Origin of the sequence: Saliphagus sp. GCM10025317 (assembly GCF_042663665.1) — an archaeon.
Classification (GTDB): domain Archaea; phylum Halobacteriota; class Halobacteria; order Halobacteriales; family Natrialbaceae; genus Natronosalvus.
In genome coordinates this window covers 1,803,856-1,817,996 of record NZ_JBHTAQ010000005.1, presented here as the reverse complement: position 1 = coordinate 1,817,996, position 14,141 = coordinate 1,803,856, and the positions used below count along the sequence as shown (strand labels likewise).

The following is a 14,141-nucleotide window of genomic DNA, read 5'->3' as shown; positions in this document are numbered from 1 at the left end:
TGCGAATGTATTATTCACGTTCGTGCATTTCGAGATCGACTCGGCACCCCTTCGCCCCCAATCGTCGCTCCCGAGGATGAGCAATTCGTCGGGTCCTTCCCGCTGCCAGCCACCACTCCTGAAAACGGGCGGCTCGAGCGACGCCGATCCGAATCCTTCGTCGGAACGGTTCAATGCCGTTATTTCGCTTCGATGCTTCCGTACCCTCGTGGAGAACGTCACCGACCGAACGAGCAACCCCTTTGGGATGCGATCGCCCTTCCAGAAGCACGACCCCGGTAACGTCCCCGCCGTGTTCGGCTACGGCGACGCCAACGCCGACTTCCACCTCATCGGGGACCATCCCGGCATCCACGGCGGCGAGACCACCGGCATCCCGTTCACCGAACACGAGACGAGCGAGCGCCTCCTGGACCTCTTCCGCGCCGTCGGATTCGTCAGCGGTCCCGCCAGCGAGCCGGTCTTCTCGAACTTCTTCGCCGACTACCTCCACATGTGTACCCTTCCCGGCGGCCGACCGCCGACCACCGACGAGTACGACGAACTCGAGCGCTACTTCGACGCGGAGTTGCGCGCGATCAACGCCCACATCCTCCTGCCAGTCGGCGCCAGGGCGACCGATCACGTTCTCCAGGAGTACACGACCCAGCGCCATCGAATCGACCTCGATATGCCCGCCCTCCACGCGACGGAGATCCGCGGTCGCGGGTTCATGGTCGTCCCGATTCTCGACCCGGCCGAGTGGGAAGCCGGGGACCGAGAGCGGTTGCTCGAGCGACTCGAGGCGATTCTCGATTCGGATTACAGGCAGACGAAGGGCGTAGCGACGCGGATCGGGTGAGCACAATTCGGCCGCCACGACGGCGACAATAGCCACAATAGGTACCTACCGTCCGAACCGTTTTCGAACGCTCACGCGGAGCGGAAGCCCCAACGAGCCGAGCAGCGGAACGACGACGAACAGCGCCAGATCGGCTGGAAGCGTCGCGTACCCGGCAGCGGCGACGGCGAACCCGACGAGCGGGGCCAGGACGCCCAGGACGTAGAGGTACGAGGGCGACCACCCGGGGAGCTGGTGGGTTCGGTGAACGACGACGCCGATCAGCAGCGGCATGAGGACGCTTCCCGCGAGCAGCGGACCGCCGACGACCATCGTCGCCGCAGTGAGCGCGATCCCGACGACGATGGTCTCGTCGAGCGAGATCGGCCCCCAGGTCTCCTCGCGCCAGACGACCCGTGCAGCGAGCACGAAGAGCAACGAGAGGCCGACGATTCCGGCCAGGACGCCGTACCACTGGATCGGCTCGAGAGGCGATGGCGGGGCGACCAGCTCGACGCTCGAGACGAACGCGAACGGGGTCGAGATGCCGTGCCGACTGGTCGAGAGGGAGGTCCAAATGGCGTTCGGCTCGGCTCCGATCGACTGCAACTCCAGCGCCAGGGTCGAGAGCGCGTTTTCGTGCTCGAGTCCGAAGTGAACGAGTCCGGCGAGATACACGAGGATCGACGTCCAGATGAGCGGCCAGGCGAAGTTCTGGTCGCGCCACCACCGGACGAGCGCGTTGTCGGTCAGTCGACCTGGACTCGATTGAGAGCCAGCGTGAGAGTGAGCGTGCGGGGTCGACTCGGTCCGGGAACCCGTCGAGCCGGCGGTGCCTGATGTCGTCCCGCCCGCGCTGGCACTCGAGGCGGTCGCGTTCGAGCGGGTATTCGTCCCGGTGCCGGCCCCTGTTCCGGTGCCAGTGCTCGTACTCGAGGTGGACGTACTGGCCGATCCCGCGCCGGCGCTCGCACTGTCACTCGAGGTTCGCGAGCCCGTCGTTCCGCCTGCCGACGTCGCGCTCGAGGCACTCGCTTTCGTAGTGTGGGAGGTCGTCGACGAACGCGACCTCGATCCCGATTTCGAATCTGAATCTGAACCCGATTTCGAACTCGAGGAGTCGTCTCCCTCGCTCTCGTCCGCGTCCGCATCCGCGTCTGTATCCTCGTCTGTGTCTCTAGCCGACTTCCAGAGGTCAGGCGAGGGTAGCCCCGACGTTCGCTTCGCGACGTAATCTTCGTGTCCGAGGCGGTCGTAGGCCTGGCGTTCGACCGGATCGCCCAGGATGTCGTAGGCCTTCTTGAGTGCCGTAAACTGCGCCTGTGCCCGGTCGTCGTCGTTCAGATCCGGGTGGTAGACCCGGACCTGTTCGCGAAACGCCTGCTTCACGTCGTCCTGAGAGGCGTCAGATGAGATGTCGAGAAGGTCGTAGAAGTCGATATCGTCGGTCATGGAAGATCGGTCGTCTATAGCCCCGGGACTGGTCTGTTAGACCGTTTTCCTGCGACAACTTATACTTTCAATATCGCTGATTGTCTCCGCGGCGTATCTGGCTATCGTGAACGAACTGGCATGGGTATTTCGGCCGACGGCGTCTTCGCCGCTCTCAGCGACCTCTACTCGAACTCGTCGAGGGAGGCCTGTCCGGAGCCCTGAACCGACGTTTCGCCGTTCGCTCGTTCCTCGTCGTCATCGTCGGTAGACCGTTCGGCCTCGTCCCGACCGCTCGAATCCGACGCGAGAGCGGTTTCGAGGTCGAGTTGCTCCACGGCGTCGGTCACCCTTTCGGTGGGCGAACTCGAGTCCGCTCCGCCAAGTGCATCGTTTTCGCCGTCATCGCCGTCGTCGGTACTCGAGTCCGACCCATTCGATCTTGCTCGGTCCCCCCAGTCGACGCTATCCAGGCTCGCCTGGTCGGCCTCGCTGAACTCGAGGTTCGCCACCCTGACGCCGAGTTTTCGCACGGGCTCGGACTCGAACTCGGCGAACAGGTCCAGGGCGATCTCCCGGACGAGATCGGGTTCGTCGACCGGTCCGGGCAACGACCGCTCGCGCGTGTTGACCTCGTAGGGCGGACGGACGGCCTTCACGCCCACGGTCCGGTACAGCGCCCCCTCCCGTCGAGCGCGGTCGGCGACGGCTGCCGCGAGCATCTCCACCAGCTCGAGTTTCGGCTCGCGCTCCTCGACGGGTCCGTCGAACGCCGACTCCCGCGAGAAGCTCTTGGGCAGTCCCTTCGGTTCGACGCGGCGGTCGTCGTCTCCCCGTGCGCGCTCGTAGAGTTCGCGGCCGCGCTCGCCGAACCGATCGACGAGGGGCTCCGGATCGGCGCCAGCGACGTCCGCCGCCGTCTCGAGCCCCATCGAACGCAGTTCGCGGGCCGTCACGGGGCCGACGCCGTGGAGCAAGTCGACCTCGAGTGGCGCCAGGAACTCTCGTACCTCGCCGGGACGAACGACCGTCAGGCCGTCGGGTTTGTCGAAGTCGCTGGCGATTTTGGCTGCGCTCATCGAGGGCGCGACGCCGACGCTGACGGTGATGCCGACCTCGCGACGGATGCGGTCTTTGACGTGGCGGGCGAAGCCGTCGACGACCGACCAGGCGGTGCGCTCGGTCACGTCCAGGTAGGCCTCGTCGACGCTCACCTCGCGGACGACGTCGGCGCAATCGTGGAGGATCTCTTTCACCTCGGCGGCGACCGACTGGTAGTAGTCCATGTCGACCGGACGGTAGTGGCCGGTTTCCTCGACGGCGAGGTTTGGATCGTCCTCGGCGTCGACCCGCCGGGGCAGCGCCTCGAGCGCCGTCGAGATGGCCTGAGCGCTCTCGACGCCGAACGCGCGCGCCTCGTAGCTGGCGGTGGCGACGGCCCCCACTGAGTCACCGGGTTCGTACCCCATCCCGACGACGACCGGTTCGCCCTCGAGGTCGGGTTCGCGGAGGCGCTCGCAGGCGGCGTAGAAGCAGTCTGCGTCGACGTGGAGGACGATACGGTCCTCGCTCTCGTCGGAGCGGTCGACGCCGGGAAGGTACGGTTCGTTGGCCATGGGCTGGGGAATTCGGACGCGTTCTCGCTGAGATTTCGACTCGGAGGCCGTGAAGGTTCCGCCCGCGGGTACGAGTTCGTGGCGCACATGCTATAGTTCCTATAGTAATATCGAGACAACAGCCGTTCCCGCCCGGCCTTCGTCCCGGCCTGCCGGAACGCCCGCACTTTTGACCCCCGAGCGAAAGCCCCAGTCATGACCACCGACTACGACCTCGATCGATTCGACTCGAGACGCTCCTCGGTCCACGCCACCGGCGGGATGGTCGCCACGAGCCAGCCGCTGGCAGCCCAGGCCGGCCTCTCGATCCTCGAGGACGGCGGGAACGCCTTCGACGCGGCTGTCGCTACCGCGGCCGCGCTGAACGTCGTCGAACCCACCTCGACTGGCCTCGGCGGCGACGTCTTCGCCCTCTACCGAACCGCCGGCGGCGAGGTTGGCGCCATGCGAGCCTGCGGTGGCGCTCCCGCCGAGACGACCATCAAGAACGTCACGCGCTCCGTCCGGGAGCGCGAGGATGCTGCCGACTGGTACCCCGAATCCAGGGGCTACGCCGTCGACGACACCACGAGCGACGACCTCGAGATGCCGTTCCTGGGGCCGCACGCGGTCACAGTTCCGGGGACGGCCCGCGGCTGGGAGGCCACTGTCGAAGAGCTGGGGACGCTGACGCTCGCTGACGTCCTCGAGCCGGCTATCCACTACGCCCTCGAGGGGTACCCCGTCTCGGAGGTCATCTCCTATTACTGGCAGGGTGCTCCCCGCCTCTTTACCGACGACCACGCCCGCGAGGCCTACCTGTTCGACGGCGAAGCACCCGATCCAGGTCAGGTCGTGACGCTCGAGCGCCTGGGCGAGTCGATGCGAACGATCTCCGAGGAGGGCGCGGATGTCGTCTACGAGGGGGAGATCGGCGAGGCCATCGCCGACGAAGTGCAATCGAAGGGCGGTTTTCTCACAATTTCGGACCTCGCCGCCTTCGAACCCGAGTTCCTCGAGCCCGTGAGCACCACCTACAACGGCGCGGAGATTTTCGAACTACCGCCGAACAACCAGGGGTTGATCGCGCTCGAGGCGCTGAACATCGCGGAGGAAATCGGGGCGGGCGAGCACGCGTACGATTCGCCAGAGCGGGTGCACGCGTTCGCGGAGGCGACGAAACTCGCGTTCGTCGACGGGCATCACTACATTACCGACCCTGACTACGAGACGGTGCCGCCGCTGGCATCGGAGGACTACGCCCGCGAGCGCGCCGCGGCGATCGGCGAGCGGGCGATCCAGGACTCCGCGGTCGGCGTGCCGACGAAGGCCGCCGAGGACGCCGACACCGTACTCCTGACCGTCGGCGACGCGGAAGGCAACCTCGTTTCCTACATCAACTCCCGCTTCGCCGGCTTCGGGAGCGGCCTGGTCGCCGGGGACACCGGCATCGCCCTCCAGAACCGGGGTGCCTCGTTCTCGCTCAACCCTGAGCATCCGAACCGCCTCGAGCCCGGCAAACGCCCCTTCCACACCCTCGTGCCGGCCATCGCGAAGTTCGACGAGGACGACTGGGCAGCCTTCGGTGTGATGGGCGGATACATGCAACCCCAGGGCCACGTCCAGGTCGTCTCGAATCTGGTCGACTACGGGATGGGCGCCCAGGAAGCGCTCGACTCGCCGCGCTGGCGCTACCGCGAGGAGGGGTCCCTCGGCGTCGAGGAACGGTTCCCGAACCAGACCGGGCTGGTGCGCAAAGGCCACGACGTCCAGGTGCTGCCGCCCGTGATGTTCGGCGGTGCACAGCTCGTTCGTCGCACTGGCGACGTACTCACCGGGGCGACGGAACCGCGAAAAGACGGGCAGGCGGTCGGGTTCTAGGGACCGAAGGGCACTCGAGTTCGGGTCGGCGCTCGACCCGACTACCCGCTCCAGGTACCGCCGAGGTCGTCGACGACGTTGTCGCGCCAGCTATCGAACTCGGTCTCACACTCGGGGTTGACGCCGATGTGGTCGACGAACCCGGCGCCGGGGTCGCTTAGTTCGCCGCCGCAGAACGGGCAGGTCGCGGTGTCGTTCCAGTGTGTTGCGTGCGTTGACATACGCTGATCGTCCACAAACCTGTATTTAGTTCTATCCGGAATACGTATAAAATACCTATTATGAGGATAAGGCACATGCATATCTTCGTTCGGTCACCTTCGAGATGGGAGACTATCACCGTCAGAGTACCGAATCGTAGCAGGGGCCTAATCGGCGTGCGACGCTGGCCCGAGCGACCCGCGTTCGACCGCCGAATCCCTCGACTCGACGACGAATCTCAGGACCTGGCAACGACTCCTCGAGCAACGAGTTTCGTAACTCGGCAGAAGGAATCCGACTCGAGACGTCGGCGTGGGCATCCCTCGAACCGGCGGAACTATACCAGAACCCTTCCAATTGGCTCGACGACAGATGACCCGTCCACCGCACGTCTCGAGACGACAGGTCCTCGCCGGGGGGAGCCTGGCCCTGGCAGGACTCGCCGGCTGTGCGCTCCCCGGGTACGGCACCTACTCGCGGGATCAGGACTCGTTCGCCCCCGAGATCCTGCCCTACGACGAAACGTACCCGGACCGCGACGACGCAGTGATGTTTCGCCGCGGGCTCCGCCGCCTCGGTTATTACCCGAACGAGACCGTGCCGGAGTCGGTGTCGGTCAACTGGTCGCTCCCGGTCAACTACATCGGCCACACCGCAGCGAAGTCGAGTCCCCTGCCGACGCCCGACGGCGAGACGATCCTGATTCCATCTGACACCGGCCGTATCCACGCGGTAACCCCGCGCGGCGAGCACAGGTGGACGCGGATGACGGGCGCCTCGAGATCCCTGGGCTTTCACGGAACGCCGACCGTCATCGGCGACGTCGCCTACCTCGGGGGCTACGACGGCGACATGTACGCCTTCGATCCCGAAACCGGCGACGAGGTCTGGCACACGACGGGCGGCCAGCTCGACGGCTCGATTGCCATCGGCTCGAGTCCGGCCTACTGGGACGGCGTGATCTACGTCGTCACCGAGTACGCGAACCCGAACGCGGGGACGATGTGGGCGCTGGACGCCGGCACCGGCGAACCGCTGTGGAAGGACGACCGCCTGTGGGGGATGCCTCACCCCTCGACGGCCATCGACCCCGAGACCGAGCGGATGGTCACCGGGTCGAACGACGGCGTCGTCTACGCCTGGGAGTTCCCCTCTCTGGAGTTTGCCTGGGAGTTCGAGACCGGCCACCACGTCAAGGGGACGATCCCGACCTACGACGGCGGCGCGTTCGTCGGCTCCTGGGACGGCTACTTCTACCGCCTCGACCTCGAGGACGGGAGCGAGGAGTGGTCGTTCGAGCTCGGCGAGGTGGTCATGTCGAATCCGGGGATCGACCCCGAGACCAACGTCGTCTACACGGGCGGCGACGACTGGAACGTCTACGCGCTGGACGCCGACACGGGCGAGGAGCTGTGGTCGACCCACGTCGAGGGCAACGTACTGGGGTCGCTGACGGTGACCGCCGACGCGGTGCTGGTGGGCTCTTACGACGGCCACCTCTACGCGCTCGAGAAGGACACCGGCGACGTTCGATGGAAGGTGATGAACCGCGGCCACGTGACCAGCGAACCGATTCCGCGCGACGGCCGGATCTACTACGCCGAACGGGCCAGGATCTCGAACTACTGGAGCGACAGCGAGGAGGCGGTCTTCGAGACGCCCGGACACGCCTACTGTCTCGTCGAGGACGAGTAACGGGTTGAGGGGTGTGAACCCTCGAGGATCCGGCTCGTGCGATTGCTGGAAGATCCGGAGTGTGCGACTGTTGGCAGATCTGGATCAACGATTGCTCGAAGACGTTTTCGGGCACCGCTTTACGACGAAATCGCACGGCTACGGGAGCGACTCAGTTCGTCCGTTCGAGTACGTTCGCCACGGTGAGGATGATATCGAGTTCGGTGGGGGATTCGACGAGTTCGACGACGCCCGCCTCTGAATCGTAGTGGATGAAGTCGTACTCGTCGGCTTTCTGAAGGTGGTTGTGATGAAGCGAGAGTTCGATGTTGTTCCACTTCTCGTCGGGGTGAGGATACGAACCTTCGTCCGTTTCCATGTCTGCCACCGCATCCACCACCTCCTCGACTGGCACTGCACCATCCTGTTCGTTGAGATAGTACAGTGCATATCTGCGGCGCTTCTCGTTGAGAAGACCCAGCACATTGTCAACCGTTACCATTGGCCGAATGGAGATTTCGAACGGGCATAAGTTGCGCGGTGGTGGGTTGTAGCTCATCAGGTGTACATTTTGCCGCCCGAAACGAGTTACGTTCGACCTTCCGTACGGTTTTGACCGACGTACCCCACTCGGCCTCCCTGGCGCGGATGCCCGAACGCAGTTTGTTGCGTCCGCATGCACACCCGGAACGTGTCTTCACCCGACAAGAGATTTATCACCTCGCTCGATGACGAACGCCTCATGTCCGAAAAATCGCTCTTCGGGTTGTTTCTCGGCGTCGTCGTCGTTTTGCTCTTCGTGACCGGCATCGTCCTCATCACGTTCTGAGGGCGGTGTCTCCCGCGCGACTTCGCTCACACGACGACCGCGTACGCGAACAGGAACCCGAAGTACGTCACCACAAGTACGATCAGTGCACCTAGCACGTAGCGTCTGTGAGCGCCGCGTTCTGCCGCTGCGACCGTCGCGTACGCCTTGCGCTCTCGAGCGCTGAGTCGATCCGGATGCTCGAGTCCCCGATGGAGCAGGCGACGCTCTTCGGTCGCGAACGGACGGCCGCAGTCCTGACAGTGCGAGGCTTCAGCCGTCGGTTCGCTCCAGGTCGGTTCGTCGTTGGAATCTTCGATCATACTCGGTGTCACCGTTCAGGTGTCGCTTCCTGAAACCGCACGGCGACGACGTACGTGACCAGGAATAGCGTCCCTACGAGCGAGAAGATGAGCCCGTAGACGACGGCCAGCGACAGCAGGTCCCACCCCCACGGGCGCTCGAGGAGCAACCACCCGGCGAAGAACAGCAGCACGCCGAGGGGCACGAGGTTTCCCGAGATGTCCCGAATCGACTCCCTGGAGAGGCCGAGCGTCGGCATGGTCCGTTGATACACACCGCCAACGATGATAAAGAGTGGGTGAAATTCGTCGGGAAGTAGCCGCCTCCGATCGTATCAAAGCGGTGGGACGGCAGGCTATTCCGGGAGAGTGGGTGATTATTATACCCCACACGTTTTAGAAGGGGGCAGATGGTCGAGCCAATCGGTCACGGTGCAATGGCACTGTTGTTCGCCGTTCCGGCCTGGATACTGTGGGGTCGTCGACCAGCGGTAACGTTCGCCGCGCTCACACAGGTCACAGCGCTGCTTCCGGACGTCGACCTCCTGTTCGAGTCCTATTTTTCACATCCCCAACTCCAACACCACGGGTTGACACACACCGTTCCGTTCGTCCTGGTGGTCGGCCTCGTCTTCGGGGCCGTGGCCGCACGGACGCTCACGCAGGTGCTGAACGCCCATCGACTGATTCGAAGCGACTCGATTGCTCCCGAAACGACGTTCGTGTTCGCGACGAGCGCGTTCTGGGCTGGCGGCCTCAGCCACATTTTCGTCGACCTGCTCTCGTCGGCCCCGGATGCGGCGATGGAGCCCTTCTGGCCAATCTACAGCGGCGAAATCGTCATCAACGTCGTCGCGTACGATTCGACGCCGGTGAACGTGGGACTGGTCGTCGTCGCCGTCGTAACCCACGTGGCACTGTACCGCGCCGAGCGCTACCCCTACGAAACTCGGTGGAGCGTCGGGTCGTAGCTGTACACCTGCTCGCCGTGATGTTCTCGAGTGCGCCTCGAGACTTCTCACTGGGGATATTTGTCCCTCGAGGGTGTCGAACCCGTATCCGTATGGGTGCCCGAGGACACTCACCGTCCGAGGAGATCGACCGACAGCAGGCCGTTATCGCCGTCGCCCCGCTGGTAGCCGTCGGTCTCTTCGCGATTCTGCTCGTCGTGCTGTGGGGGGCGAACTACCTCTGGGGGTTCGTCGTCGCGCTTCCCGTCTCGTTTTTCATCGCGCTCGTCTGGATCGCGTTCCGGTCTCGACCTGTATCCTCAAGTTAGTCCATGACGGCCGGCGCGTCGGTCACGTCGTCTTCTCCCTCGTGGTTCACGAGCCACGTCTGGTACGTTTCTTCGTCGACGACGACGATCGTCGCCCTCATGTGAGCGTGCTGGGCACCACAGAACTCCGTGCACTGAACCTGGTAGGTGCCGGTCCCGTAGACGTTCGTTCGGATGGCGCTCTCCTGTTCGGGGAAGACGTCCTGGCGCAGACCCAGACTGGGTACGGCGAAGCTGTGGATGACGTCCCTCGAGGTCATGACGAACGCGACGTCACGATTCGCGGGCACGACGATCACGTCCTGGGTCGTCACGTTCGCCTCCGGATAGGTGGCCTGCCAGCCCCACTGGTAAGCCACGACTTCGACGACCATGTCGTCCTCCGCGACCTCGACCGGATTGTCGCCGGTCCCAGCCAGGTCTTCGTCCGGGAGGACGCCCGGTGACAGGTACGGACTGGCGAGCACCGCGTACGATGAGACGCCGACGAACAGCAGGATGACCGCCGTCGCGACCGTCCAGGTGATCTCGAGGGCCGGATCCTCCGCGGTTGGGCGGGGATCCTCGTTGTCCCGAAATCGGACGACGGCGTACGAGAGGATGACCAGGACGAACAGCGTCAGCGGGAGTGCAACGTACAGCAACTGAACGTAGAGGCCGTCGATGAGGTCGCGGTTGGCCGACTGGGCGGCGACGGGTGCCGCGACGGCGACCACTCCTGCCGTCGCGACGATCAACCACCGTACGAGACGGACGTAACGCCCTTCCATCCCGGCAATCGACCACGCTCGAGACCAAATAACCACCCCGGTGGCGTCAGCGCAGCGAGAGGTTGCGTCGGCAGGGTTTCATTATGGAGTTCGTGGTAGCGTGGTGAGATCGACGCATGAGGAGTCGACCGACAGTCGAGGCCCGAGTCCGCATTCCGCGCTCGAGCGGCCGGCGAACGGTGGAACAGCGGTCCTCGATTTGGGGACGGCAACCCTCGAGTCAGATACGGTGGACCTCGAGCTGGGGACGGCAACCCTCGAGTTGGGAACGGCAGTCCTCGAGTTGGGGACAGTGGATCTCGAGCAGTCGCTCCTCGAAACCCGTCGCGAGGGTCGGTCCCGGGAGGTACCCGCCGTGATGCCCGACCCCTCCTTCCTGCGCGTCGGGCTCTTCGTCGCAATTTTGCTCGGCTGTTTCGTCATTGCTCACCGCGCGAGCCGACACGGTGCTCGCCCGGACGGCGGGACCCACGTCAGTCGCGACCTGACGGTCGACATCGCTAGCGTTCGGGCCGGACTCGAGCGCTGGACGACGACCACCAACCACCGCGAGATCGGGCTGCTGTACATCGCGTTCGGAACCCTGGCCGGCGTCTGGGGCGGCATCGACGCGATGATGATGCGGACGGAGTTACTCGTCCCCGCCGCCTCGGTCTGGAACGAGCCGACGTACAACGAGCTATTTACAGCCCACGGCATCACGATGCTGTTTTTCTTCGTGACGCCAATCTTCTTCGGCATTGGGAACTACTTCCTGCCGCTCTTGCTGGGGGCCGACGACATGGCGTTCCCCCGACTCAACGCCATCGGGTTCTGGATGCTCCCACCGGCCCTCCTGCTGGCTCGAGCGGGGCTCATCTCGGAGGTAACGGCGAAGTTCCTCGGATTGCTATTCGGCGAGAACGCGCTCGTCGACTTCTTCGGGGCGCTGAGCGAACCCGGTGTGGGGTGGACGTTGTACGTGCCGCTGTCGGTCCAGACGGCAAATCCGCAGATCGACCTCCTCCTCCTCGGGTTGCATCTGAGTGGCATCGCGACCACGCTCGCGGCGATCAACTTCATCGTCACCATCTTCTACGAACGCGCTGCGGACGTCACCTGGGCGCGTCTGGACATCTTCTCGTGGACGATTCTCACGACCAGTGCGCTCGTCGTCTTCGCGTTCCCGCTCCTGGGGAGTGCCATCGTCTTGTTGTTGCTCGACCGGAACGTGGGCACGACCTTCTACGCGGTCGAGGGCGGCGGACCGTTGCTGTGGCAACACCTCTTCTGGTTCTTCGGCCACCCGGAGGTGTACATCATCTTCCTCCCCGCAGCGGGGCTGATGAGCCTCATCCTGCCGAAGTTCTGCGGACGGACGCTCTTTGGTTACCAGTTCGTGGTCTACTCGACGCTGGCCATCGGCGTCCTCAGCTTCGGCGTGTGGGCTCACCACATGTTCGTCACGGGGATGGATCCCCGCCTCCGCGCCGGGTTCATGGTCACGACGATCGCCATCGCCGTCCCGAGCGCGATCAAGGTGTTCAACTGGATGACGACCATCTGGGACGGGACCGTTCGCCTGACCGCGCCGATGATTCTCTGCGTCGCCTCCATCCTCACCTTCGTCATCGCTGGCGTCACGGGTATCTTCCTCGCTGTGGTTCCCATCAACGTCACCTACCACGGGACTTACTACGTCGTCGGCCACTTCCACCTGATCGTCATGGGGATCATCCCGTTCATGATGTTCGCCGCGAGCTACTACTGGTACCCCATCATCACCGGCCGACTGTTCGACCAACGGCTGGCCCGCTTCCAGGCGACCCTGCTCGTGGTCGGCTCGACCACCACCTTCACCGTCCTCGTGATCCTCGGCGTGCTCGAACTGCCCCGTCGCTACGCTGACTACCCGCCGGTGTACGCCCCTCTCCAGCAGGTCGCCACGATCGGCGCCTACTTGATTGGCATCAGCGTCCTGCTGTGGCTCTACAACATGCTCTGGTCGTACTGGGCCGGCCCGCCGGTCGACGACGCCGACGTCTGGGACCTCAAGCAATCCGAGCAGTTCACCCGCGAGTGGCAGTGGTTCGAGCGTCGCCTCGAGGACGAGTACGGCATCGAGCCAAGCGAACCGGCGACCACCAGGCCGGCGTCGACCACCGACCCAACGATCGGGAGTCCGTCGATCTCGAGGCAGATCCGCCCGCTGGTGGGGTCGGTCACCGAGAACGTGTTCGTCGGGGCCGTCGCCGGCCTGGTCGGGACTCTCCTGATGACCGTCGTGTTGGCCGTGGGCGTCGCCATCGGCGTTTTTCACCTCCAGGCGTTCACGGAACTGGCGGGCCTGATCGGCGCCCCTGAGCGCGCGTCCGTCGGGTACGCGCTGTTCGTCCTGGCCGGGTCGACCGTCTGGCCGTTGCTCTTTCTCACCATCGCCCGATACCTTCCCGGTCGGACGCCCATCGCACGCGGTCTCTCGTTCGCGACCATCGTCACCTCGGGGTTCCTGCTCGCGTTCTACACCGACCAGGCTGGACTCGCCCTCGTCGGCTACGTCGGCCTTTCGATACTTGCCCACTGGGCCTACGGAGTCGGCCTGGGTGCCGCGCTCGACTATGCCTCGTACAAATGGGACGTGGAGGTTTGATCGATGACGGCTCGAGACGACCGACGACCGCGCGAAACGAACGCCGAAAACGGAACCGGGGGACGGGACGATGAGTCCCGACTCTTCTCGTACGCGCTCCCGTTTCTCGCCGCGCTCTTTCTCGCGCTGGGGATCGCGGGGACCGTCCTTGGCGGCTGGTCAATCGTGCAACCCGCGATCGGTGGCTGTGCGGATCCCGTCATCGGCGTGTCGACGCCCGAGGAAACCGACCAGCGACTCTCGGACGCCGGGCCAGTCGTCGAGACGCTCGAATTCGAGTCGCTGACCGAGGCCGAACGGAGCGCCGTTCGCGAGGCAGTCGACGATCCCCACCAGGAGGGGACGGTCGAGGGATCGTTCGACCACCGCGAGGCGTTCGACCGCGGCGTCGTGATTAGCGGCGGAGACCTAGGCGAAGCGCGGTACGCGACCCTCCGCTCCGAGAGCCGGTGTCTCGGCGTCGATCCGGTCGCGCTCCCGCTGGGGCTTATCTCGTTGCTCGTCGGCGTCGGCGCGTTCACGCTCGTCGGCGTCGAGAACTATCCGTGGGAGTTCCGGTGGTCGCCCGCTCGAGAACGATTGCGGGAGGGCGGGCGGTCTCGAGGCGGTGAAGACAGTGAAGGTATCGAAGGCCGTGAATATGGTGAAGACCGCGGAGGCAGCGAAGACGGCGAAGACGACCACGGTCGAAACGATGACGAAGTGAGCCGAGACGCCGACGAGCGGCGATGGGACCGACGCGAGCGCTGAC

Annotated in this window: 15 protein-coding genes; 8 read left to right on the top strand and 7 right to left on the bottom strand. The window is 64.8% G+C overall.

Translation table 11 applies throughout. The features are described from left to right. The first annotated feature begins 208 nt into the window (after positions 1 to 208). On the top strand, positions 209 to 841 hold the full coding sequence (locus tag ACFQS4_RS10860; RefSeq protein WP_497903183.1) for a uracil-DNA glycosylase family protein: 633 nt from the start codon (positions 209 to 211) through the stop codon (positions 839 to 841). A gap of 45 nt (positions 842 to 886) precedes the next feature. Here ACFQS4_RS10860 and ACFQS4_RS10855 read toward each other — a convergent pair whose 3' ends face one another. Beyond that, positions 887 to 2,272 carry a J domain-containing protein gene (locus tag ACFQS4_RS10855; protein ID WP_497901529.1) on the bottom strand — a complete coding sequence of 462 codons (1,386 nt, stop codon included), beginning with the start codon at positions 2,270 to 2,272 and terminating at the stop codon, positions 887 to 889. 164 nt (positions 2,273 to 2,436) lie between these two features. Continuing rightward, on the bottom strand, positions 2,437 to 3,867 hold the full coding sequence (gene dinB, locus ACFQS4_RS10850) for a DNA polymerase IV (protein ID WP_497901528.1): 1,431 nt from the start codon (positions 3,865 to 3,867) through the stop codon (positions 2,437 to 2,439). Positions 3,868 to 4,062: 195 nt separating this feature from the next. On the opposite strand from dinB, the gene ACFQS4_RS10845 reads away from it, so the two are divergent. Then, positions 4,063 to 5,727: a gamma-glutamyltransferase family protein gene (locus tag ACFQS4_RS10845; RefSeq protein ID WP_497901527.1), complete on the top strand. Its 1,665-nt coding sequence runs from the start codon at positions 4,063 to 4,065 to the stop codon at positions 5,725 to 5,727. A gap of 41 nt (positions 5,728 to 5,768) precedes the next feature. Here ACFQS4_RS10845 and ACFQS4_RS10840 read toward each other — a convergent pair whose 3' ends face one another. Beyond that, positions 5,769 to 5,948 carry a DUF7501 family protein gene (locus tag ACFQS4_RS10840; protein ID WP_497901526.1) on the bottom strand — a complete coding sequence of 60 codons (180 nt, stop codon included), beginning with the start codon at positions 5,946 to 5,948 and terminating at the stop codon, positions 5,769 to 5,771. A 352-nt stretch (positions 5,949 to 6,300) separates the two neighbouring features. On the opposite strand from ACFQS4_RS10840, the gene ACFQS4_RS10835 reads away from it, so the two are divergent. Further along, positions 6,301 to 7,623: an outer membrane protein assembly factor BamB family protein gene (locus ACFQS4_RS10835; protein ID WP_497901525.1), complete on the top strand. Its 1,323-nt coding sequence runs from the start codon at positions 6,301 to 6,303 to the stop codon at positions 7,621 to 7,623. A 151-nt stretch (positions 7,624 to 7,774) separates the two neighbouring features. Here the strand turns inward: ACFQS4_RS10835 and ACFQS4_RS10830 are convergent, their stop codons facing one another. Continuing rightward, positions 7,775 to 8,104, bottom strand: a complete 330-nt coding sequence (locus ACFQS4_RS10830) for a DUF7344 domain-containing protein (protein WP_497901524.1) — start codon at positions 8,102 to 8,104, stop codon at positions 7,775 to 7,777. A 189-nt stretch (positions 8,105 to 8,293) separates the two neighbouring features. On the opposite strand from ACFQS4_RS10830, the gene ACFQS4_RS10825 reads away from it, so the two are divergent. Continuing rightward, positions 8,294 to 8,431 (top strand): hypothetical protein, encoded by a 138-nt coding sequence (locus ACFQS4_RS10825; RefSeq protein ID WP_500193225.1) that lies wholly within the window; start codon positions 8,294 to 8,296, stop codon positions 8,429 to 8,431. A gap of 26 nt (positions 8,432 to 8,457) precedes the next feature. On the opposite strand, the gene ACFQS4_RS10820 is transcribed toward ACFQS4_RS10825, so the two are convergent. Further along, positions 8,458 to 8,733 carry a DUF7410 domain-containing protein gene (locus ACFQS4_RS10820; RefSeq protein ID WP_497901522.1) on the bottom strand — a complete coding sequence of 92 codons (276 nt, stop codon included), beginning with the start codon at positions 8,731 to 8,733 and terminating at the stop codon, positions 8,458 to 8,460. A gap of 8 nt (positions 8,734 to 8,741) precedes the next feature. Then, the gene (locus tag ACFQS4_RS10815) at positions 8,742 to 8,987 is read right to left on the bottom strand and encodes a DUF6684 family protein (protein WP_497901521.1); all 246 of its coding nucleotides are present in this window, start codon (positions 8,985 to 8,987) and stop codon (positions 8,742 to 8,744) included. A gap of 135 nt (positions 8,988 to 9,122) precedes the next feature. Here ACFQS4_RS10815 and ACFQS4_RS10810 point away from each other — a divergent pair, with 135 nt between their 5' ends. Together ACFQS4_RS10810 and ACFQS4_RS10805 are read left to right on the top strand one after the other, a co-directional pair. Then, on the top strand, positions 9,123 to 9,683 hold the full coding sequence (locus ACFQS4_RS10810; RefSeq protein WP_497901520.1) for a metal-dependent hydrolase: 561 nt from the start codon (positions 9,123 to 9,125) through the stop codon (positions 9,681 to 9,683). A 92-nt stretch (positions 9,684 to 9,775) separates the two neighbouring features. Continuing rightward, the gene (locus tag ACFQS4_RS10805; RefSeq protein ID WP_497901519.1) at positions 9,776 to 9,991 is read left to right on the top strand and encodes a DUF8142 family protein; all 216 of its coding nucleotides are present in this window, start codon (positions 9,776 to 9,778) and stop codon (positions 9,989 to 9,991) included. Here ACFQS4_RS10805 and coxB read toward each other — a convergent pair. After that, positions 9,988 to 10,761, bottom strand: coding sequence for a cytochrome c oxidase subunit II (gene coxB, locus ACFQS4_RS10800; protein WP_497901518.1), 774 nt, complete (start codon positions 10,759 to 10,761; stop codon positions 9,988 to 9,990). The genes ACFQS4_RS10805 and coxB overlap by 4 nt on opposite strands. 358 nt (positions 10,762 to 11,119) lie before the next feature. Here coxB and ACFQS4_RS10795 point away from each other — a divergent pair, with 358 nt between their 5' ends. Both ACFQS4_RS10795 and ACFQS4_RS10790 read left to right on the top strand, forming a co-directional pair. Beyond that, a complete protein-coding gene (locus ACFQS4_RS10795; RefSeq protein WP_497903182.1) occupies positions 11,120 to 13,390 on the top strand; it encodes a DUF6789 family protein in 2,271 nt (756 codons plus the stop codon). Positions 13,391 to 13,393: 3 nt separating this feature from the next. Beyond that, complete coding sequence (locus ACFQS4_RS10790; RefSeq protein ID WP_497901517.1) at positions 13,394 to 14,140, top strand: hypothetical protein; 747 nt, start codon at positions 13,394 to 13,396, stop codon at positions 14,138 to 14,140. The last annotated feature ends 1 nt before the right edge of the window (position 14,141 follow it).